Raw genomic sequence first — 20,456 nt, 5'->3', positions numbered from 1 at the left:
TCCGCGAAGCTGCTGCAAAAGCGAGCAGTGAACTCGGCGCCTCGCCCAGTGTCTTGATCAATGGGGCCGGGATAGGGCAGGTTGCGTCAATACTCGACGGCACGCCGGAAGATTTTGATTACACCATGCGGGTCAATGTACGCGGGACCTATAATTGTTGCCACACGATTGTGCCGATGATGACCAAGAACGGTGGCGGCCGCATCATCAATATCGCTTCCTGGTTCGGCAAATCCGGCCGTCCGATGTCGCTTGCCTATTGCGCATCGAAATTCGCGCTGATCGGCATGACTCAATCCATGGCGCTCGATCTGGCCAGGTTCGGCATTCGCGTCAATGCGGTCTGCCCCGGCACCATTACCAACACACGGATGCGCGAACAGGCCGATGCCGAAGCGATTGCAAAGGGTTTGCCGCCTGCGGCCGAGCGTGTGCATCTGATTCCGCTTGGCCGCCTTGGGCAGCCACAGGATATCGCCAATGTGGTGGCGTTCCTGATATCGGGCCAAGCCAGCTATATGACGGGCCAGTCAATCAACGTTACCGGTGGTCTCTGGATGAATTGAGTTTTTCTCCTGCGGGCGTCTCGGGCGCAGCAGGGGTCTTGACAGGTCGCGGCAAATTATACCTACTTACATGTAAGTATAAAAAACGCTGCAGCCGGTCGGAACAATCAACGGCTGTAGGGAGGGAACAATGTTCGAGTTAGCCGAATATCTTATGCGCGGCGCCTTGCTAGGCGTCACATATGGTCTGCTGGCCTTTCCGGTCAGCCTGCTCTTTGTCACCACCGGATCGGTGGATGTGGCGCTGGGGGCTTATGCCGTGCTGGCCGCTGCAATCATGTATGTGGTGGGCGGGCCGGCTGGCGTGGCTTTGGCGATTGGCGCAGCTGTGCTGGCATCGGCGGTGGTTGGTGTCATCTCGATGCGGCTGAACCGGCCTGGTGCGGTGGATCATGTCATTGCCGTGCTCGGCACTTTCGGCCTCGCCACCTTCCTTGAATCCTTCATCCTCACCCTGTTCGGCACCAGCCCGATGATCCGGCAGCCGTTTGACACGTTCTGGAATATTGGCGGCATCCGCATCAGCCCGCAGATGGGCATCAACATCACGGTCTGTGTCGCCATTCTGGCCTGCCTGTTCGTAGTGTTGCAGCGTACGCCGTTTGGCCGCTCGATGCGGGCCAGCGCGGTCAACCCGGTGGGGGCGGCGCTGAACGGCATTCCGGTGCGGCTGATCTGGTTCTCCACCTATCTGCTGGGCGGCCTGCTGGCCGGTACGGCGGGCGTGCTGATCCTGTTCACCACAGGCGCTGATTACAGTGCCGCGTTCAACTTCACCATCTGGGGTTTCGGCTCGGCGATCATCTTCGGCATGCGCAGCCCGCTGCGCGGCTTTGCCGGCGGCCTGATCATCGGCATGGTGCAGGCGATCAGCGCCGGCTACCTGCCGGGCGCCTGGGCCACGGCAACGCCGCTGGTATTCATCTTCATCATTCTGTCGCTGGGCCGCATGAACCAGATTGCCGCCACGGGAGGGCGTGTGTGATGCAAGGCACGCTGCTGCAACGCTGCAAACCGGCATTGATCATCCTGGTGCTTATCGCCGCGATCACGCCGTTCATCCATGCCAGCCCGTTCTGGCTCGACAATTCGGTCATGGTGGCGATCTTTGCACTGCTCGCCTTGTCGGTGGGCATGGCTTATGGCCAGGCCGGCATCCTGTCGATGGCACCAGCCGCCTTCGGCTCAATTGGTGCCTTCGCCACCAGCATTGTCACCACACGCTACGGCCTGTCGCCACTGGTTGGCCTGGTTCTGGCGTTGATCCTGCCGATGCTGCTGGCCTATCCGATGGCCCGCGCCATTACCCGGCTGTCGCCATTGCCGCTCTCCATCGCCACCTTGCTGCTCAGTCTGGTGCTGGAGCTTGCCATCCGCGAAGGCGGCAGCTTCACCGGCGGCTATATCGGTCTCTCCGGCATTCCGCCGCTGTGGTTCGCTGAAAGCATCCTTGAGATGCATGTGCTGGGCTGGTTTGTGGTGGTGGTGGTGCTGGTGCTGTATGCCAACCTGACTGACTCTGCCATCGGGCGCGCGGTCAAGACGGCACAGCATGATCCGCTGCGGGCCACGGCTGATGGCGTGAATGTGCCGGCCTTGCTGGCGCTGTATTTTGCGCTCTCTGCCTCGGTGGCGGGCCTGGCCGGCTGGCTCTATGCGCATCACCTGACCTATATGGGGCCGGATTCGCTGACCATGCATGTCTCGATCAAAATCCTGCTGATGGCAGTGATCGGCGGCGCATCCACCTTCCTAGGCCCGGTACTGGGCGCAGCCTTCCTCACGCTGATCACGCTCTATCTGCCGGCGGCGGAAACCCAGGGCATGATCTTCGGCACGGTGCTGATCCTGGTGTTGTTGGTGGCGCCGAACGGGGTGCTGGGCACCAATTGGAAAAAACTGTTCGCCAGCCGGGCGCGTGCGTCCAAGGCTGCTGCCGAACGGGCAAATACGGCGCGCGGAGGTGCCGCATGACCATTCAAGCCAAGAATGTCACTGTTCAATTCGGCGGCGTCACGGCCCTGAAGGATGTCTCAACCACGCTTGAGCGCGGCAAAATCCTGGCCGTGATCGGGCCGAATGGCTCGGGCAAGAGTACGCTGTTCAATGCCATCACCGGCATGGTGAAGCCAACCGGCGGCACCATCCTGGTGGATGATGAGGTGGTGGACAGCCTGCCGCCCTTCCAGCGTATTGGCCGTGGTCTGGCGCGCACCTTCCAGACGCCGCGCTTTGATCCCAAGGTCACGGTGGAAGAGGCCGTGATGTGCGGCTTCTATCCGGTGAAGCAGGTCGGCTTCATCGCCGCCATGCTGCGCCTGCCTTCGGCCACACGCGAGGAAGCCGGCTTCCGCAAGCGTTGTGATGAGATTCTCAACGATCTGCAACTTGCCGACTATCGCGATCTGCCGATGAGCGAATTGCCGATGGGCCGTGTGCGGCTTGTAGAAGTGGCGCGCGCCATGGCCAACGATCCGAAATACATCCTGCTCGACGAGCCGGCTGCCGGCCTGGCCCGCGATGAGCAGCGCATGCTGAGCTACGAGGTGCGGCGCCTGGCCGAGCGTGGCGTGGGCGTGCTGCTGGTGGAGCATAATTTCAACCTGATCCGTGAATTGGCCGAAGATGTGGTGGTGCTGAAGGAAGGCGCCATGCTGATCCAGGGGGCGCCGGATGTGATTGCGCGCGACAAGGCCTTCATCGACATCTATCTGGGGAGCACTGGCCGATGAACGCGACAAACAGCGCTGCCAAGGGCGGCGTGGTGATGACCTGCCGCGGCATCGTGGCACGCTACAGCCGCATCACCGTGGTGGAAGGCGTGGATTTCGATGTGCAGGCCGGCGAGATGCTGGCTGTGCTAGGGCCGAACGGCGCCGGCAAAAGCAGCATGCTCGGGGCCATTGCCGGCATTGTCAGTGGTAGTGGCGAGATCACCGTGAAGGGCACAAATATTGGCAATATGAGTGCCAATAAGCGCGCTTCACAGGGTATCGCCTTTGTGCCGGAGCGGCGCGGCAACATCTTTCCCACCATGTCAGTGGAAGAGAATATCGATCTGGGCCTGCGTCTGCTGCCAGTGCAGGAGCGTGAGGCGCAGCGCGAGCTGATCCTCGGCCTGTTCCCGATACTCAAGCAACGCGGCGATGCCATGGCTGGTGTGCTCAGCGGCGGCGAACAACAGATGCTGGCGATTGCCATGGCGCTGGGCCGTAAACCGCAGGTGCTGGTACTCGACGAGCCGACCCAGGGCCTGGCGCCGATGGTGTTCGATATTCTTGAGAATGTTTTTGGTGTGCTGAAGCGCAGCGGCCTGGCATTGCTGCTGGCCGAACAGAATGTGCCGTTCGCGGCGCGGGTGGCTGATCGTTACATGATCCTGTCGCAAGGCCAGATCATGCGTAGCGGCGGCAAGGATGATTTGAAGAATCCGGAGGAACTCGCCGAAGCCTTTCTTGGCTAGGTGATCGGATAAGACAGCGCGTAAGAGAAACCGAGAGGGAGAAGGTTATGACATTCAAGTTTGGCAAGTTGCTGGCGGGCATCGCCGCATTCGGCCTGCTGGCCGGCGGCGCGATGGCGCAGAACAAGATCAAGATCGGCGGCATCTACAGCCTGAGCGGCCCGGCCGCGCCGTTTGGCGTGCCGGAGCGTGATATCGTTGAAATCCTGGCCAACAAGGTGAACAAGGAAGGTGGCATCAAGGGCGCGCAGATCGACCTGATTTTCTGCGACGATCAGACCAATCCGACCGAAGCCGCCCGCTGTGCCACCAAGCTGATCCGCCAGGATGGCGTGGTTGCCATTCTGGGCTCCACCATCGGCACCGGCACGCTGGCGCTGATGCCGATTGCGATGGCCAACAAGGTGCCGGTGCTGGCGCCGGTCGGCACCATCCCGGTCACCTCGAAGGAAAACAACTTCTGGCCATGGGTGTTCCGCACCGCGCCGACCGACACGCTGATCATCGGTGCCATCATGGAACGCGGCGTTTTCAAGCCGGGCCACAAGCGCATCGCCATCATGTATCAGGAAGATGCCTATGGCGAAGCCGGCATGAAACAGGCCACTGCGTTGTCGAAGGATCGTAACATTGAGATCGTCTCGGCCGTGGCCGCGCCGCTCAACGCGATTGATCTGACGGCCGCTGCCACCAATATCCGCAATTCCAATCCGGATGTGGTGTTGCTGAAGACTTCCGCCCCGGCACTTGGCGCTGCCTTCATGCGTGCCGCCCGCCAGGTTGGCATCAAGGCGCCGATCATCGGCACTGGCAGCCTGAACCAGCGCCCGTTCCTGGATGCAGCCGGCCCGGCCGGCGAAGGTATCCAGATCGTTTCCATCGGCAACTGGGACGATCCGTCTGAGAAGCAGAAGGAACTCGGCAAGGTGATCGTGGATGGGGGCAAGACCCCGAAGGGTTATGCCGAACTGATCGGTTCCACCGGCTTCCTGGCCGCTGCCGAAGCCCTGCGCCGGGTGGATGGTACGCCCACCGGTCCGAAAATCCGTGATGCGCTGGAAACCATCTGCAAATTCCCCGGCACCTATCTGGATGGCGACCTGTGCTATTCCAAGGACCAGCATGAAGGCGTGTTTGAAGACACGCTGATCACGGTGGAAATCCGCGGCGGCAAGTTCGTCACCATCAAGAACTGATCTGCCCGCTATCACGATCCAGGGTCACTTCAGCGCTGCGAGGTTTGGGTGCGTTCCAGTTATCTCGATTTTGCACCGCAGGAATGGACTCTGGATCGGGTTCTGGAATGGCGTGCCGGGTTTACTCCCGGTGCGCCATTTCTGGCTTTTGCTGATCAGCCGCTGCTAACTTTCTCTGCCGCGTGGCAGCAGGCGCTCGACCTGGCGTGGTTTCTGCACCAGGCTGGTATCCGGCCCGGCGACCGGGTTGCCACCCTGGCCGGCAATTCTACCCTGGCGGTGCTGTTGTGGTTTGCCATTGATCTGCTGGGCGCCACCGATGCGCCGATCAATCCGGCCTTCAGCGGCAAGCCGCTGGAACATGCAATCAATCTGGTTGAAACCGATCTGGTGATTGCCGAGGCGGCTTTGCTGCCGGCCTTGCAGGGCATTATCGGCGCTTTGCCGCGTGTGACGCGACTATTTGCCCATTCCGCCAGCGAGGCTTTGCCGGCCGAACTCGGTGGTAAACCCGTGTTGGCGCTGACCGCATGGCCCGGCGAGCGGCCGACGGATTGGCGCCCGCCGGGAGCGGCCCATAGCGATCTTTGTTCGATCCTGTTCACCTCTGGCACCACCGGCCCATCCAAGGGCGTGATGGTGACCCATGCCCAGGCCTTTCTGACTGCGCGTCAGAGTGTGGAAGGCATGCGGATAAGCGGCGCCGATATCTACTACTGCGCCCATCCGCTGTTTCACATGTCGCCACGTTTCTGCGCAATTTACGCCGCACTCCTGACTGGCGCTAAAGTAAGTCTGGATGCCCGTTTTTCGGCTCGCGACTGGCTGCGCCGGGTGCGTGAAAGCGGTGCCACCGTCAGTATCGGCCATGGCCCGCTGCTGGAAATGATTTATGCCGAGCCCGAGCGCCCGGATGATGCTGATACCAAGCTGACCCGCATTGGCACGTCGCCATTCCCGAAACATATCGCGGTGGATTTTGAACGCCGCTTCGGTGTCAAGGGTATCGAAACCTGGGGCATGACCGAGGTCAACATTCCCTGCTGGCATCCGTATGATGAGCCTTTGCAGCCCGGCTCTTGCGGCAAAATTCGCTCGGAATGGTATGAATTCCAGGTTGTCGATCCGGAAACCGATGCGCCGTTGCCGCCGGGTAGTGTGGGCGAATTTGTGCTGCGGCCAAAACTGCCCTGGATTATCAGCCCGGGTTATTACGCCAATCCGCAGGCAACACTGAAAGCCTGGCGCAATCTGTGGTTCCATACTGGCGATAGCGGCTATGTCGACGCCGATGGCTGGGTCTATTTTGCGGATCGGCTGGGCGACCGCATCCGGCGCCGGGCGGAAAATATCTCATCTTACGATATTGAAGTGGCGGCCAATGCGCACCCGGATGTGTTGGAAAGCGCCGCCGTTGGCGTGCCGTCGGAATATCTGTCAGATGATGATGTGAAGCTGTGTGTTGTGCTGCGGCCAGGGGCTGGGTCGGCAGCGGCCGATCTGCTCGGTTTCCTGGCCAGCCGGCTGCCACATCACATGGTGCCGCGCTATATCGAGATGCTGCCGGCTATGCCGCGCACGCCAACCCAGAAGATCATGAAGTCGCAATTGCGGGCCGCCGGAGTGAGCGACGCCACCTGGGACCGCAAGGCGGCTGGTGTAGCCTTGCGCAGTCTGATCGAGAAAAATTAGGCTTTGCGCGGTTTGGCCTTGCGGCCATAGGCACGATCAATACCGGTCAGCGTGGCATCCCACAGATCGGTCAGGCGGCCGAATTTGCCGTTATCGCGCGTCACCAGGCCGGCATAGTGGATGATGGTGACAAGCTGGATCACGATATGCTCCTGCGGTGTATCGGGCTGCAATTCGCCCGATTGCACGGCGGCGCGCACGCCAACACTCACCAGCATTTCGAATTCCCGCATCACCGCCTGTAGACGATTACGCATCTTGTCATTCAGCGCATCGCTGTCTGAGCGCAGCCGGGTCATCAGGCTCCACGGATTGCCGTGGTCGCCATCGGGATTGTATTTCAGGTAGCGCTCGCGGTTTAGCTTGATGATCGCTTCGATCTTGGTGCGCAACGTGGTGGTGGTGTCGGTCAGCACGTCGCGATACCGATTCATGGTGCTGACGGAGTAGTCTTCCAGCACCTCCTCAACCAGGCCATCCTTGCTGCCGAAATGGTAATGCAGGTTGGCCCGGGTGGTGTTGAGGATTTCGGCAATCTGGCGAAAGCTCAGGCCGCGATAGCCGTGTTTGACCAGCAATTCTTCGGCCACCAGTTTGATCTGGGCGCGCATGGTCTGGCCGGCACTGTTATTGTCCATCTGCAAAGGGCAGCTCTCAATTCTGTTTCGCAAATCATCGCAGTTTTCAGCGCCGGGCGCAATTGCCGGGGGCCGCTGGCGCAGCCCCCGGAAGGCGCGAATCAGCGTTCGATGCCGGCCGCCTTGAGGTGCTGCCGGATACGCTCGATCTCGGCGGCGCCGAGTTTTTGCAGTGGCGGGCGCACTGCCGCAGAGGGTAGGCGGCCAAGGATCACCTGGGCTTCCTTCATGCGGTTATGCATGTCCACCGCCGGCGGGCCGTAGAAGGCATGGGTGGTGTGGTAAATGCGTGCCGCCACCGCCTTGGCCGTGGCCAGGTCGTTACCGCGCACCGCTTCATAAAGCTCCACTTGTAGATCGGCGATGGTGCTGCCGGCGCCGGAAAGCAGGCCATTGCAGCCCACCACCAGCGAGGAGAGCAGCCAGGCGCTGTGCGTGGTGAGCACATGGAAGGGCCGGCTGTCGGATTGCAGCGCCCGCACGGTCATTTCATGTCGCGCCGGATCGCCGCAGGCATCCTTCATGGCGCGGATGCTGGGGATTTCCTCGATCAACCGCAGCAGCACGTCATGCGAATAGGTCACCGGCAGGCTGACCGGGAACTGGAAGATGATCAGCGGCAGGTCGGTGGCGTCGGCTATGCGGCGGTAATGATCCACCACCATGTCCGGCCGCGAGCCGAGCATGAACACGTTGGGCGGAAATACCAGCAAAGCCGAGGCGCCCTTCTGGTCGGCCATGCGCGCGATACGCACCGCTTCGCTGCCGCTTTCGGCATAGATGCCGTTGACCAACGGCACGCGGTCGCCCACTTCCGCCAAAGCCAGGTCAAGCAGCAATTCCTGTTCCTCGAAAGTGCAGGATGACACTTCAGAGGCATGGCCGTTCACGGTCAGCGCTGCCACGCCGCGCGTGGCGCCAACCTCGCGGATATGCTTGCGATAGCTCTTTTCGTCGATGCTCAGATCATCATGCAGCGGCAGTAGGCAGGCGGGGATGACGCCTGAACAATCGTATTTCAATCTCGGCATGGTTCTCTCCTGTTAAAGCTCAAATGCCTTGTAGGGCGGTGATTTCGGCAATGGCGGCACCGGCGCGGGCATCGCGTGCCTTGCGGTATTCCGGCGAGTCGTAGAAACGCTGCACGGTTTCCACCGAGTCGAATTCCACCACCACATAACGCACCGGCCCGGCTTCGCCCTCGATCGCCACCGGCTCGGCACCGCGCACCAGATAGCGCCCGCCAAAGGCCTCGATCGCCAGCTTGGCCAGCGGTTTGTAGGTTTCGTATTTCTCCGGATCGGTAACCCGAACCTTGGCAACGACAATTGCGGCCATTCTCTGCATTTCCTCTGTTGAACCTGAAAATACCGGCAGGCGGCTTCTGCCCGCTGTCGGATTGTGGGGCGACCACAAAGTGGCAAAAAACTTATTGACGTGCAAGTCAGTATAAGTCAAGGTCGCCGCCCAGGAGGAAGCCAAAGATGAGTGATCAAAAAGTTCGCGTCGAAACCCATGGCCGGGTTGCGACCCTGTTCCTGTCCAATCCGCCGATGAATGTCGTAACCCTGGGTCTGACGCGCCAGATGAGCGCGGTGCTGACCGAGCTGGCCGGCGATCCCGGCATTGGTGCGCTGGTGCTGACCGGTGAGGGCGAGCGTGCCTTCTGCGCCGGCTCCGACATCAAGGAATTCCCCAAGCTGATCGCCGAACAGGGCATCGTCTCGCAGAAGCTGGGCAAGGAGAACGACACTTATGGCCAGGTGGCGCATTTCCCCAAGCCGACCATTGCCGCCATCGAAGGCCTGGCGCTGGGCGGCGGCCTGGAACTGGCCAGCGGCTGCGACCTGATCGTTGTGTCTGAGAATGCCCGGCTCAGCCTGCCGGAAGTGAAGCTGGGTGGGTTCCCCGGCAGCGGCGGCACGGTGCGGGTGACGCAGCGTATCGGCATGGGCCGCGCCAAGGAGATGATGCTGCTGGGCGAGATGATCGATGCCCGCAAGGCGCTCGATTGGGGCCTGGTGAACCGGATCGCGCCGCAGGGCGGTGCGCTGGCTATGGCGCGCGAACTGGCTGCCATTATGGCCGCCGGTCCGGCCCAGGCCGCCTTTGCCTGCAAGACCGCGCTGCAATATGCCGTTGATCTGCCGGAAGACGAAGCAATCCGCCGCACGCTCGATCTCAGTGAAGCACTGTCGCAGACGCGGGATTTCAAGGAAGGCGTTACCGCTTTTGCCGAGAAGCGCCCGGCCGATTTCCGCGACCCGCTTGATCCGGCAGTTTTCGGCAAGGCCTGAGCTGCCGCCGATCTGCCCCCCATTGCCTTCAGAATGCCAAGGATAGAACCGTGATTGATTTTTCCATCCCCGCCGAAACCCAGATGATCCTCGAATCTTTGCGCCGCTTCATCCAGAAGGAGCTGGCGCCGCATGAAGCCGAGGTTGAGGAAATCCAGTATGTGCGGCCGGAACTGGCCAGGGAATTGCGCGCCAAAGCCAAGGAAATGGGCCTGTTCGCGATGGGCATGCCCGAGGATGTGGGCGGCGGTGGCCTCAGCACGGTGGATATGTGTTTGTGTGAAGAGGAATTCGGCTTCACCAAGGATGCGCTGGTGCGCCGCGCCTTTGGCGCCATCCCGGGTTCGCTGGTCAATTGCGTTGGCGAGCAGCGTGACAAATATCTCTTCCCCGCTGTGCAGGGCGAGATCAATGTGGCTTTGGGCATGACCGAGCCGAATGCCGGCTCGGATGCTGCCGGCATCAAAACTTCTGCCAAGCGCGATGGCGATGATTTCATCCTCAATGGTTCGAAACATTTCATCAGCGATGCCGATGTAGCCGATGCCTTCATCATCACGGCAGTGACCGACCCATCCAAAGGTGCCAAAGGCATCAGCGCTTTCCTGATCGACAAAGGCACCCCCGGCTTCACGGTCGGCCGCACGCAATACATGATGGGTCTGCGCGGCACCAATCATTCCGAACTGGTATTCGAAGATGTGCGGCTGCCCAAGGCGCAGATGCTGGGCCCGGAAGGCTCGGGGCTGTTTCAGGCTCTCTCCACCATCAACCGTGTGCGGCTTGGCATGGTGGGTGGCCGCTCGGTGGGTATGGCGCGCAAGCTGATGCAGAAATGCATCGACTATGCCAATGAGCGCAAGCAATTCGGCCAGACACTGGGCGAATTCCAGATGGTGCAGGCGATGCTCGCCGATATGGCCACCGAGATTTTCGCCACCCGCATGATGGTGATGAACGCGGCCTGGGAAACCGACCAGGGCCATGATCCGCGCGAGAAGGTGTCGATGGTGAAATACTATTCATCGGAGATGCTGGGCCGTGTTGCTGACAAAGCAGTGCAGATTTTTGGCGGCATGGGCTATTGCCGCGAAATGCCGCTGGAGCAGCTTTACCGCGATGCCCGCGTCTACCGCATCTTCGATGGCGCATCGGATATTCATCGCGTGGTGATCGCACGCAGCTTGCTGAAAAACGGCCGCCAGTCGCTGTAAGGATCAATCCCATGCTGCGTAATATGAAGGTGCTAAGCTTCACCCATTTTGTGCAGGGGCCGGCGGCCTCGCAGTATCTGGCCGATATGGGTGCCGATGTGGTGAAGATCGAGCCGCTGAATGGCGCGTTTGAGCGCGGTTATGGCGCCGATCAGGTTTTTATCCAGGGGCTGAGTGCCAGCTTCTTTGCGGTCAACCGCAACAAGCGCTCGCTCTCGGTGGATTTGAAAAGCCCGCAGGGCCGCGAAGTGATCCATTCGCTGATCAAGCAGGCCGATGTTCTGTTGGAGAATTATCGCGGCGGTGTGTTGGAACGGCTAGGTTTTGGTTATGACGCGGTGAAGGCGATCAAGCCGGATATCATCTATGCCTCGGCCTCGGGCTGGGGTTCTTCCGGCCCGATGGCGACACTGCCGGGGCAGGATTTGCTGGTTCAGGCCCGCTGTGGCCTGATTGCGGTGACCGGCGACATGCAGAGCGCGCCCACCGTGCCCGGCGTGCCGATTGTGGATCAGCATGCGGCGGCGCTGATGGCGATGGCGATCACGGCGGCGTTTGTGAAGAAGCTGAGCACCGGGCAGGGCACCAAGGTGGAATCCAACCTGCTCAATGCCGGCCTGGATTTGCAGACTGAATCGATGGCGGCGTATTTCTCCGGCAACCGCAGCCCGGAGCGTTTCCAGCGCGACTCACGGCTGGCTTCCTGGTTTCTGCCGGCGCCGTATGGTGTCTACAAGCTGGCCGATTGCCATGCTGTGATCAGCCTGGGCGGCAATATCGAGCAATTTGCCGGCGCCATCGGCAATGCCGAATTGATTGCCCTGGCCGGCGACCGCATGCAGAATCGTGATGCCTTCATGCGCGTGCTGGGTAATGAATTATTGTCCTGGACTTATGACCGGCTCGACAAGGCGCTGGCGCCACATGCGCTGTGGTATGCCAAGGTGCAGAATTACGACGATATCCGTGCCGATCCGCAGGTACAGCATAATGGCTGCTTGCAGCAATTCAGCATCAACGGCGAAAACGCCACAGTTCTGGCGCATCCGGTGCGCTATGACGGCGCGGCGCCAGCTTTGCGCCGCATGCCTGTGACGCTGGGTGGCGATACCCGCGAGGTGTTGCGTGAGGCCGGCTGGAGCGATGCCGATATCGATGCCCTGGCTGCGGCCGGCGCGGTCAATCTTGGCAAGAACTGAACCGGCTGGGCAGGGTGGCATTGTGAATATCGCGCTTCGTGACGTTTCGCTGAAAGATCGCTACACGCAGGAATCCGGTGTGCTGTTTCTCAGCGGCACTCAGGCCCTGGTGCGCCTGCTGCTGACCCAGCGTGCGCGTGACCGCAAGGCCGGGCTCAACACCGCTGGCTTTGTTTCCGGCTATCGCGGCTCGCCGCTTGGCGGCTTCGATATGGCCCTGTGGCAGGCGCGAGATGATCTGAAGCGGGCCGGGGTGGTGTTTCAGCCCGGCGTGAATGAAGACCTTGCCGCTACATCGGTCTGGGGTACGCAGCAGATCGACAGCCTGCCGGGCAAGACCGTCGATGGTGTGTTTGCCATGTGGTATGGCAAGGGCCCGGGCGTTGATCGTTCCGGCGATCCGTTCAAGCACGGCAATTATGCCGGCACCACCGAACATGGTGGCGTGCTGGTGGTATTCGGCGACGATCATCCCGGCAAATCCTCCACTGTGGCGCATCAAAGCGAGCAGGCACTGGCGGCCAATCTGATTCCGGTGCTGTATCCGTCGAATGTTGAGGAAATCCTTGAATACGGCCTGCATGGCTGGGCCATGTCGCGTTATACCGGCCTGTGGGTTGGCCTCAAGACGGTGAACGAAACAGTGGAAACCACCGCCACGGTGGAAGTGGCGCCGGATACGCCGCGCATCCTGCCGCCCAATGCGCCGGATGATGGCGTGAACATCCGGCCACAGCCGGATTATGGCCCGCAGCGCGATGAAAGTGTGGTGATCCGCCACCGCCTGCCGCGGGTGCATAATTATGCCCGCGCCAATCCGCTGGACGCGCGCCGCTTTGGCGCTGCCGGCGCCAAGCTTGGTGTGGTCAGCAGCGGCAAGGCCTATGCCGATCTGGCTGATGCACTAGCGCTGCTGGGCATCGATGATGATCGCGCCCGTGGGCTGGGCCTGTCGGTCTACAAGGTGGCGCTGATCTGGCCGCTGGAGCCGAATGGCCTGCGCGATTTTGCCGCTGGCTGTGAGGAATTATTCTTTGTTGAGGAAAAGCGCGCCTTCATCGAGGATCAGGCGGCGAAAATCCTGATCAATGAAAAAACTGCGCCGCTTTTTGCCGGCAAGCGCGACCCCCAGGGCGACGATCTGCTGCCATCCGACGTGCAGCTTGATCCGGTGACCATTGCCAATGCCCTGCTGCGCCGCATGGAAGCCCTGGGCTTGGCCGATGATGCCTTGCGCGCCGCCCATGCCAGATTGGCCGGCAGCAAACCGCCATTGCCGGATGTGTTGCAGCCGCGCCGGCTGCCGTATTTCTGCTCGGGCTGTCCGCATAATTCCTCCACCAAGGTGCCGGAAGGCTCGGTGGCGATGTCTGGCATCGGCTGCCATTCGATGGCGATGTGGATGAACCGCGACACGCTCAAGCCGGTGCAGATGGGCGCCGAGGGCGCCAACTGGATCGGTCTGTCGCATTTCACCAGCACGCGCCATGTATTCCAGAATCTGGGCGATGGCACCTATTCGCATTCCGGCCTGTTGGCGATCCGCGCCGCAGTGCAGGCCAATGTGAATATCACTTACAAAATCCTGGCCAATGATGCCGTGGCGATGACCGGCGGCCAGCCGGTGGAAGGTGCGCTCAGCACTGAGATGATTGTGCGCCAGGTGCTGGCCGAGGATATCGCCCGTTGCGTCGTGGTGACCGACGATCTGGCGCGCACTGCCGTCAATGTGCCGGGCGTGGCCGTGGTGGCACGCGCCGAACTGGCGCGGGTGCAGAAGGAACTGAGCGCGGTGCCGGGTGTTACCGTGCTGGTTTACGAACAGGTCTGTGCCGCTGAAAAGCGCCGCCGCCGCAAGCGTAAGCTGATGCCGGATCCGGCTTTGCGTGTATTCATCAATGATGCGGTCTGCGAAGGCTGCGGCGATTGCTCCGTGCAGTCAAATTGCGTCAGCATCCAGCCCAAGGAAACCGCCTTTGGCCGTAAACGTCGCATTGACCAGTCAAGCTGCAACAAAGACACGTCCTGTATCGAGGGTTTCTGCCCATCCTTTGTGATCGTGCAGGGCGGCCAGTTGCGTAAAAAATCCGGCGCGCTGGATCGCGCCCGCCTGGATGCCCTGCCTGAAGCGCAGATAACCAGCGCGGCAGCCTGCAACGTGCTGATCACTGGCGTTGGCGGCACCGGCGTGGTGACTATCGGCAGTGTGCTGGCGATGGCGGCCAACCTGATCGGTAAAGGTGCCAACAGCTATAACATGACCGGCCTGGCGCAGAAGGGCGGCGCAGTGTTCAGCCATCTGCGCATTGCCGAAAACCCGGCGGCCTTGAAAGGCTCGTTGGTCGGGCCGGCCGAAGCCGATCTGATCCTGGGCTGCGATACGGTGACCGCCGCCAGTGTCGATGGCCTGAAAACCTGTGCGCCGGGCAAAACCCGGGCGCTGCTGAATGGCAGCATCGAGCCGACCGCTGCCTTCCAGGCTAATCGCGACTACCGCATTGATGCAGATGCTTTGATGCACAAGCTGCGCAGCACCACGCTGGAAACCGTGATGGTGGATGCCGGCGAAATCGCCGAGCGCCTGCTGGGCGACAAGATTGGCGCCAATATGCTGCTGGTGGGCTATGCCTATCAGAAGGGCTGGCTGCCCTTGCCGCTGGCCGCGATCCGCAAGGCGATTGAGCTGAATGGCGCCGCCGTGCAGTTCAACCTCGACGCTTTCGACCTTGGCCGCCTCGGCGCCATTGATCCTCAGGCGCTGTTGCCACAGCAGCCGGGTGAGGCGATACCGGCGCTGGATACACTGGATGGCCTGTTGGCGCATCGTTTGGCGCATCTCACGCGCTACCAGAATGCGGCTTGGGCGCAGCGTTATGCCGCCTGGGTGGAGAAAGCGCGGCAAGCCGAGCAGGCGGTAGCGCCGGGGTCGCAGGTTTTTGCCATGGCAGTGGCGCGTAATCTGGCCAAGCTGATGGCCTATAAGGATGAATATGAAGTAGCGCGGCTTTATGGCGAAACGCCATGGCGCAGCAGCATCGCCGAGACCATGGAAGGCGATGTGAAACTGTCGCTCTATCTGGCGCCACCCTTGCTGGCGCGGCCTGATCCGGAAACCGGCCGGCCGAAGAAAATCAAATTCGGCGCCTGGATATTCCCGGCTTTGCGGCTGCTGGCCGGCTTCAAGCACCTGCGCGGCACGGCGCTTGATCCTTTTGGCCGCAGCGCCGAGCGGCGCGGCGAACGCCAGTTGATCGCTGATTACGAGGCCGATCTGGCGTTGATCCTGAGCCGGTTGACGGCCGAGACCTTGCCGGCCGCCACGGCCTGGGCGGAAATCCCCGAGGCCATCCGTGGTTTTGGCCCGGTGAAGGAAGCGGCGATGGCAACCGCGCGGCAGACCCGCCAGGCTGCCATGCGGGCTTTCACTACTGGCTGATTCTGCGTCGCTCGGGCTGGCCTTGCCGGCCAGGACATGCTTGGCTCTTTCCTGCCGCCCCGCATAGCAGCAGGAGAGAGCCGTGTCTGTTCGTTCCGAGCGTGATGCCTTTGGCAGCATTGATGTGCCGGCCGATAAATATTGGGGCGCACAGACCCAGCGCGCCCTGAATATCTTCCGCATCGGCGTGGAGAAATTGCCGCCCAGCGTGGTGCATGCCATCGGCTTGCAGAAGCTGGCCGCCGCCCGCGCCAATGCGGCTTTGGGTGAAATCCCGGCCGATCTGGCCGGCCCGATCCAGCAGGCCGCCCGCGATGTGTGGGAAGGCCGCATGGATGCGCATTTTCCGTTGCCGGTGTGGCAGATCGGCTCCGGCACCGCCACCAACATGAACGCCAATGAGGTGATCGCCAACCGCGCCAATGAATTGCTGGGCCAGCCGCTCGGCAGCAAGAAGCCGGTGCATCCCAACGACCACGTCAATCGTGGCCAATCCTCCAACGACACATTCCCCACCGTGATGCATATCGTCACCGTGCTGGAATTGACCAACCGGCTGCGGCCGGCCTTGTTAAGCCTGCAAGCCCGGTTGGCGGAGAAGGCGCTGGCCTGGGCCGGCATCGTGAAGATCGCCCGCACGCATTTGCAGGATGCCACGCCGATGACACTGGGCCAGGGTTTCGGTGCCATGGCACGGCAACTGGAACTCGGCGTGGCGCGGCTGGATGATGCGCTGCCCCGGCTTTATCCGCTGGCCCAGGGCGGCACGGCGGTGGGCACCGGTCTGAATGCCAAGGTTGGCTTTGATACGGCTTTTGCGGCGGAACTGGCGGCGCTGAGCGGGCTGCCATTCCAGTCCAATCCAAACAAGTTCGAGGGCATGGGCGCGCATGATGCCCTGGTGGAAGCCAGCGGCATGCTCAACACCCTGGCGGTAACTTTGGCCAAGATTGCCAACGACATCCGGTTCCTGGGCGCCGGGCCGCGTGCCGGCCTGGCTGAACTGCGCCTGCCGCATGATGGCCTGACCTCCTCAATCATGCCGGGCAAGCGCAATCCCACCCTGGCCGAAACCCTGTTGCAGGTCTGTTATCAGACGATGGGCAATCATGTAGCCGTGACGCATGCCGCTGCCGCCGGGCATTTTGAGCTCAATGTGGCCAAGCCGGTGATCCTGCATAATGTGCTGCAAAGCATCCGCCTTCTGGCCGATGCGGCGCAGGTTTTTGGCGACGAACTGGTTGCTGGTACCGAGCCGAACGAGGCGACTTTACAGCGCTATGTTGAGCAATCGGTGATGCTGGCCACCGCGCTTAATCCGCATCTTGGTTATGACCGTGTGGCGCAGATCGTCAACAAGGCCTTCACCGAAGGCACCAGCCCGAAACAGGCCGCCGTGGCGCTCGGGTTTCTATCGGCTGAAGATTATGACCGGCTGGCCAATCCGCTCAGCATGATTGGCCCAAAGCCCTGAACGATAAGAAAAAGCCCCGCCAATTGCTTGGCGGGGCTTGATTGTCAGCGCTTCAGCGCGGCAGAGACTTAGCGCACCAGAACATGCACTTCATTGGCGGCAATTTGCGGATTGCCGGCGGCAGAAACCGTAACCCGGCTGGCCGGCAGGCCCATTTCCGCCAAGCTGCGCACCACGCGGTCGGCATTGCGCCGCGCCTGATTCTGGTTGCTGGCAACCTGGGCCACGTTGCCCTGGCCGGCAGCGATGGCCACCACGTCAAACTGCGCCTGCGGCCGGCGTTCCAGCGCCTTGGTCACAGCATTATACAGGGCCTGCTGATACGGCACATCGGCACGATCAAAGCGAATCACCACCAGCGGGGTGCGGCCATCGGCGGCAGAGGAAATCACCGGGCCGGTGACGGCGCCCGATGGCGCGGCAAAAGCCTGCGGGCTGCCGGCCATGGTGGCGGCGGCGAAGGCGCGGGTGCCGAGCGACGGGCCAAGCGCCTCGCCACTCTTGATCGCGGTGGAGACGGTGGTCAGATTGCCACGCTCGGCGCCGACATAGGCGGTCTGGCGCGCCACATCCTCAGACAATTCGCCAAGCAGGCGATCAATCTGCACAACCGTTTTGGAGGTTTCATCCTCCAGGATGGCGAGCTGGCGATGATCTTCGTCGATGGCGCCCGAGATCGAGTAGGTCGATTTAGTCGCCTGCAACATATAGGTGGCCATCGCCGAATCAGCCGCCACTTCGTTGCTCAGCGAATTCATCGCCGCTACATCGGTTGCCATGCGGTCGAGATCGGCCTGGGCTTGGTTCCACTGGTTCACCAGGATCGGATTGCCCGGCGTAGTGCCCATCTGCAAGCGGGTGTTGATGGCGGCAACCGTGCCGTGATAGCGCTGCGAATTCGCCGTGGCCGAGGCACGGATGCCCTGCACCTGGCCGCTGCGCTGCACCACCGCTTGCTGCAATTGCTGCAACTCGGCGCGCATCTGCTGCACCTTCTGGCCAACAAAAGTGCCGGTCGGCTGGCCCGGGGTTACACCCACCGGCTGATAGGCGCCATTGCCCAATTGTGGCGGCACTGCCATCTGGCCCTGGGGAAGCTGTGACTGGGCGACTGGCTGGTTGAAAAGCGGCTGGTTGAAGCCGAGCGTCGGCTGCGGATTGGCCTCGGCGGGCGAGGGCGCAATCTGCTGCGTCACCATCGGCTTGCCAGAGGGATCTTCGCCGGTCAGTGACGGCCACAATTCATCGGAGACATAGGAGCAGGCGGAAAGCAGCGACACCAGCGCCAGCGCCGAGGCGGCGCTGAACAGCCTGCGCCCGCGCCGTAACGGCTTGCGGGCGGCTTGGAGGGCCGCAGCCGAATCGATAACAGCCGGGTGGACAACAGGATGTGACATGCCGCGCCGTCTCATGGTTGAAGTCGTTTTCTTGTTGCGGCTTACCAGGTGCGGGATAAAACTTTTCCGCCGGCCGGCAATCCGGTTCCGACGCAAAAAATAACCCGTTGCCTTGGCAACCCCCGTTCGCCTCCAACCCAACGCCTCGCGCAGGGATGGAAACAATCTGCATACTAGCTAATCGCGCCGCCCCCAAGCAAGCACCTTCTTCCTTGAAAATCCGAGACTTGCACCTGCCGAGAAAGCTTGTGCCGAGACGCTTGCATAGTGGGGGCTTATTGAGTAGGTTCCGGCCCCGTCGCGGTTCGCCGCACAGCGCGCTCGTAGCTCAGCTGGATAGAGCACCAGACTACGAATCTGGGGGTCAGGAGTTCGAATCTCTTCGAGCGCGCCATTTCTTTCAAATACTTAGTGAATATTTAATTGGTGAAGTGGCCGGTTCCGGCCTTTTCCGGACTTTATCTATTCGGCAATCTGTACCAAGACGCCAGAATCATTGTGATTTAGCACTTCCGGCTCTATGGCAGCGTTATCTATAATGCGGCGCGTTGTAAGCGCGCTGAATACGCTTGGTAATTGATCGGCATCGTATGACTGAAATCCTGATCCTGGCCGGCGTGGTGGCCTTCTGCCTGATATGTGCAGCCGCTTGCCTGCGCTGGGAAGCCATCGCCATCCCGGTCCTGATCAGTGCCGTGGTTGAGGTCCATCTTGGCCTCGACCTAGGCTGGCAACTTGATTTCACCTCAATTTACCCGATCGACCTGATCGTGCTGGCTGCCGCACTCGCCGCCACGATTCGGCAGATCACGGGCGCCGAGCGCGGCATCGCCAGCCTGATCTGGCTGCTTGTCCTGGCTTGCTGGGCGCTGGCATTGGCCCGCGGCATGGCGACTTTTGGCCCGGTGGACGCGCTGATCGGTTTTCGCAAGTTTCTTTATGTTGGGGTGCTTGGGCTTTACGTGCTGTCATTTTCCATTGGCAGCCGGGATATTCTGCGTTTTTTTGTCATTTGGGCGGTGGCTGCGGGGCTTCTGTCGCTATACGCCGTCCTGGTGATGATCGACAGCAGTTTCTCGCTGCGTATCGAAGAGCAGTTCGTTTCAAACTATATCTTCGCTAATGAACGGGCATTGCCTGCGGCTGGTGCATTGTTCATCGCTCAGGCGGCCCTGGTAGGGCTGTCTCTGTCGCTCCGCGATCAACATCTGCCCTGGCGTATGCTTGCCGTGGCTTTTTTGCCGTTGGTGGTGGTGTTGTATCACCGCACGGTCTGGGTTGCGGTGCTGGCCGGGATTTTTGTTTTGCTGATAACCGACCCGCGTCGTGGCATGCGCATGATGCCGATGCTGATCCTGATCGGCGTTGTTTCAATTTTTTCGCTGCTTTTGCTGTCGAGTTTAGGCCACGATGTGGTTGCCTTGTCGCTCCGTGATGCCGTGCTGGAGCCACTCGATACCAGAGTAAGCTCGATTGGCTGGCGTGTGGAAGGCTGGCAGGTGCTGGTGTCTCGGGCCATTGGCGAGGGGCCGCTACGTATTCTGTTCGGCGCCGGTTTTGGCGTGGATTATCTGCGCCGCATCGGTTGGAGCACGGTGGCCTATTCACCACACAATCTGTATGTCGAGATATTCCTGAATGCGGGTTTGGTTGGTCTGATGCCGTTTATTTGGTTTTTTGGCCATTCATTGTATCGTGCCTTGATTGACGCGGACTATACATTGCGCACCACACGTATTGTGCTGCTGAGCAGCCTGATGATTTTTGGCCTGAGCTACAATTTCAACTTCGAGCAGGGCCTGATGCTCGGCATGCTGGGGGCTTTGTGGCAGCGCCAGAATGCGGCGGAAGCAGCGATGCAGTTGCATCGTGCCGGTGTTTGAC

Annotated in this window: 17 protein-coding genes and 1 tRNA gene; 14 read left to right on the top strand and 4 right to left on the bottom strand. The window is 61.2% G+C overall.

Features of this window, described 5'->3' with window-relative positions; translation table 11 throughout:
• The 7 genes from KBB36_RS15040 to KBB36_RS15010 all read left to right on the top strand — a co-directional run.
• Window positions 1-566, top strand: a 566-nt coding sequence (locus tag KBB36_RS15040) for an SDR family NAD(P)-dependent oxidoreductase (protein ID WP_290982536.1), incomplete at its 5' end; no start/stop codon positions are given.
• Window positions 567-696: 130 nt separating this feature from the next.
• Window positions 697-1,551 (top strand): branched-chain amino acid ABC transporter permease, encoded by an 855-nt coding sequence (locus KBB36_RS15035; protein WP_290982534.1) that lies wholly within the window; start codon window positions 697-699, stop codon window positions 1,549-1,551.
• On the top strand, window positions 1,551-2,540 hold the full coding sequence (locus KBB36_RS15030; RefSeq protein ID WP_290982530.1) for a branched-chain amino acid ABC transporter permease: 990 nt from the start codon (window positions 1,551-1,553) through the stop codon (window positions 2,538-2,540). The genes KBB36_RS15035 and KBB36_RS15030 overlap by 1 nt, the downstream gene beginning before the upstream one ends.
• A complete protein-coding gene (locus KBB36_RS15025) occupies window positions 2,537-3,298 on the top strand; it encodes an ATP-binding cassette domain-containing protein (protein ID WP_290982527.1) in 762 nt (253 codons plus the stop codon). The genes KBB36_RS15030 and KBB36_RS15025 overlap by 4 nt, the downstream gene beginning before the upstream one ends.
• Window positions 3,295-4,029: an ABC transporter ATP-binding protein gene (locus tag KBB36_RS15020; RefSeq protein WP_290982524.1), complete on the top strand. Its 735-nt coding sequence runs from the start codon at window positions 3,295-3,297 to the stop codon at window positions 4,027-4,029. Before KBB36_RS15025 ends, KBB36_RS15020 begins: the two co-directional genes overlap by 4 nt.
• A 47-nt stretch (window positions 4,030-4,076) precedes the next feature.
• Complete coding sequence (locus tag KBB36_RS15015; protein ID WP_290982521.1) at window positions 4,077-5,225, top strand: ABC transporter substrate-binding protein; 1,149 nt, start codon at window positions 4,077-4,079, stop codon at window positions 5,223-5,225.
• 48 nt (window positions 5,226-5,273) lie between these two features.
• A complete protein-coding gene (locus KBB36_RS15010) occupies window positions 5,274-6,917 on the top strand; it encodes an AMP-binding protein (protein WP_290982518.1) in 1,644 nt (547 codons plus the stop codon).
• Here the strand turns inward: KBB36_RS15010 and KBB36_RS15005 are convergent.
• The 3 genes from KBB36_RS15005 to KBB36_RS14995 all read right to left on the bottom strand — a co-directional run bounded on the left by KBB36_RS15005 (window position 6,914) and on the right by KBB36_RS14995 (window position 8,893).
• Window positions 6,914-7,555, bottom strand: coding sequence for a TetR/AcrR family transcriptional regulator (locus KBB36_RS15005; protein ID WP_290982514.1), 642 nt, complete (start codon window positions 7,553-7,555; stop codon window positions 6,914-6,916). The two genes, KBB36_RS15010 and KBB36_RS15005, sit on opposite strands and share 4 nt — an antisense overlap.
• A 101-nt stretch (window positions 7,556-7,656) precedes the next feature.
• On the bottom strand, window positions 7,657-8,586 hold the full coding sequence (locus tag KBB36_RS15000; protein WP_290982511.1) for a dihydrodipicolinate synthase family protein: 930 nt from the start codon (window positions 8,584-8,586) through the stop codon (window positions 7,657-7,659).
• A gap of 19 nt (window positions 8,587-8,605) precedes the next feature.
• Complete coding sequence (locus tag KBB36_RS14995) at window positions 8,606-8,893, bottom strand: DUF1330 domain-containing protein (RefSeq protein WP_290982508.1); 288 nt, start codon at window positions 8,891-8,893, stop codon at window positions 8,606-8,608.
• Window positions 8,894-9,039: 146 nt separating this feature from the next.
• On the opposite strand from KBB36_RS14995, the gene KBB36_RS14990 reads away from it, so the two are divergent.
• The 5 genes from KBB36_RS14990 (at window position 9,040) to KBB36_RS14970 (ending at window position 17,175) form a co-directional block, all read left to right on the top strand.
• Window positions 9,040-9,852 (top strand): enoyl-CoA hydratase-related protein, encoded by an 813-nt coding sequence (locus KBB36_RS14990; protein ID WP_290982505.1) that lies wholly within the window; start codon window positions 9,040-9,042, stop codon window positions 9,850-9,852.
• A gap of 50 nt (window positions 9,853-9,902) precedes the next feature.
• Window positions 9,903-11,066: an acyl-CoA dehydrogenase family protein gene (locus KBB36_RS14985; protein WP_290982502.1), complete on the top strand. Its 1,164-nt coding sequence runs from the start codon at window positions 9,903-9,905 to the stop codon at window positions 11,064-11,066.
• Window positions 11,067-11,077: 11 nt separating this feature from the next.
• A complete protein-coding gene (locus KBB36_RS14980; protein WP_290982499.1) occupies window positions 11,078-12,265 on the top strand; it encodes a CoA transferase in 1,188 nt (395 codons plus the stop codon).
• A 22-nt stretch (window positions 12,266-12,287) separates the two neighbouring features.
• Window positions 12,288-15,701, top strand: coding sequence for an indolepyruvate ferredoxin oxidoreductase family protein (locus KBB36_RS14975; protein ID WP_290982496.1), 3,414 nt, complete (start codon window positions 12,288-12,290; stop codon window positions 15,699-15,701).
• 82 nt (window positions 15,702-15,783) lie between these two features.
• Window positions 15,784-17,175 carry a lyase family protein gene (locus KBB36_RS14970; protein ID WP_290982493.1) on the top strand — a complete coding sequence of 464 codons (1,392 nt, stop codon included), beginning with the start codon at window positions 15,784-15,786 and terminating at the stop codon, window positions 17,173-17,175.
• Between the two features lie 68 nt (window positions 17,176-17,243).
• Here KBB36_RS14970 and KBB36_RS14965 read toward each other — a convergent pair whose 3' ends face one another.
• Complete coding sequence (locus KBB36_RS14965; protein WP_290982490.1) at window positions 17,244-18,572, bottom strand: hypothetical protein; 1,329 nt, start codon at window positions 18,570-18,572, stop codon at window positions 17,244-17,246.
• 317 nt (window positions 18,573-18,889) lie between these two features.
• On the opposite strand from KBB36_RS14965, the gene KBB36_RS14960 reads away from it, so the two are divergent.
• Together KBB36_RS14960 and KBB36_RS14955 are read left to right on the top strand one after the other, a co-directional pair.
• A tRNA-Arg gene (locus KBB36_RS14960) sits at window positions 18,890-18,966 on the top strand.
• Between the two features lie 196 nt (window positions 18,967-19,162).
• Entirely contained in the window at window positions 19,163-20,455 is a 1,293-nt protein-coding gene (locus KBB36_RS14955; protein WP_290982487.1) for an O-antigen ligase, read from the top strand.
• Window position 20,456 lies beyond the last annotated feature (1 nt).

Origin of the sequence: Ferrovibrio sp. (genome assembly GCF_017994015.1) — a bacterium.
GTDB lineage: Bacteria > Pseudomonadota > Alphaproteobacteria > Ferrovibrionales > Ferrovibrionaceae > Ferrovibrio.
Note: the sequence above shows the minus strand (reverse complement) of the source record. Positions and strands in the feature narration are given on the sequence as shown.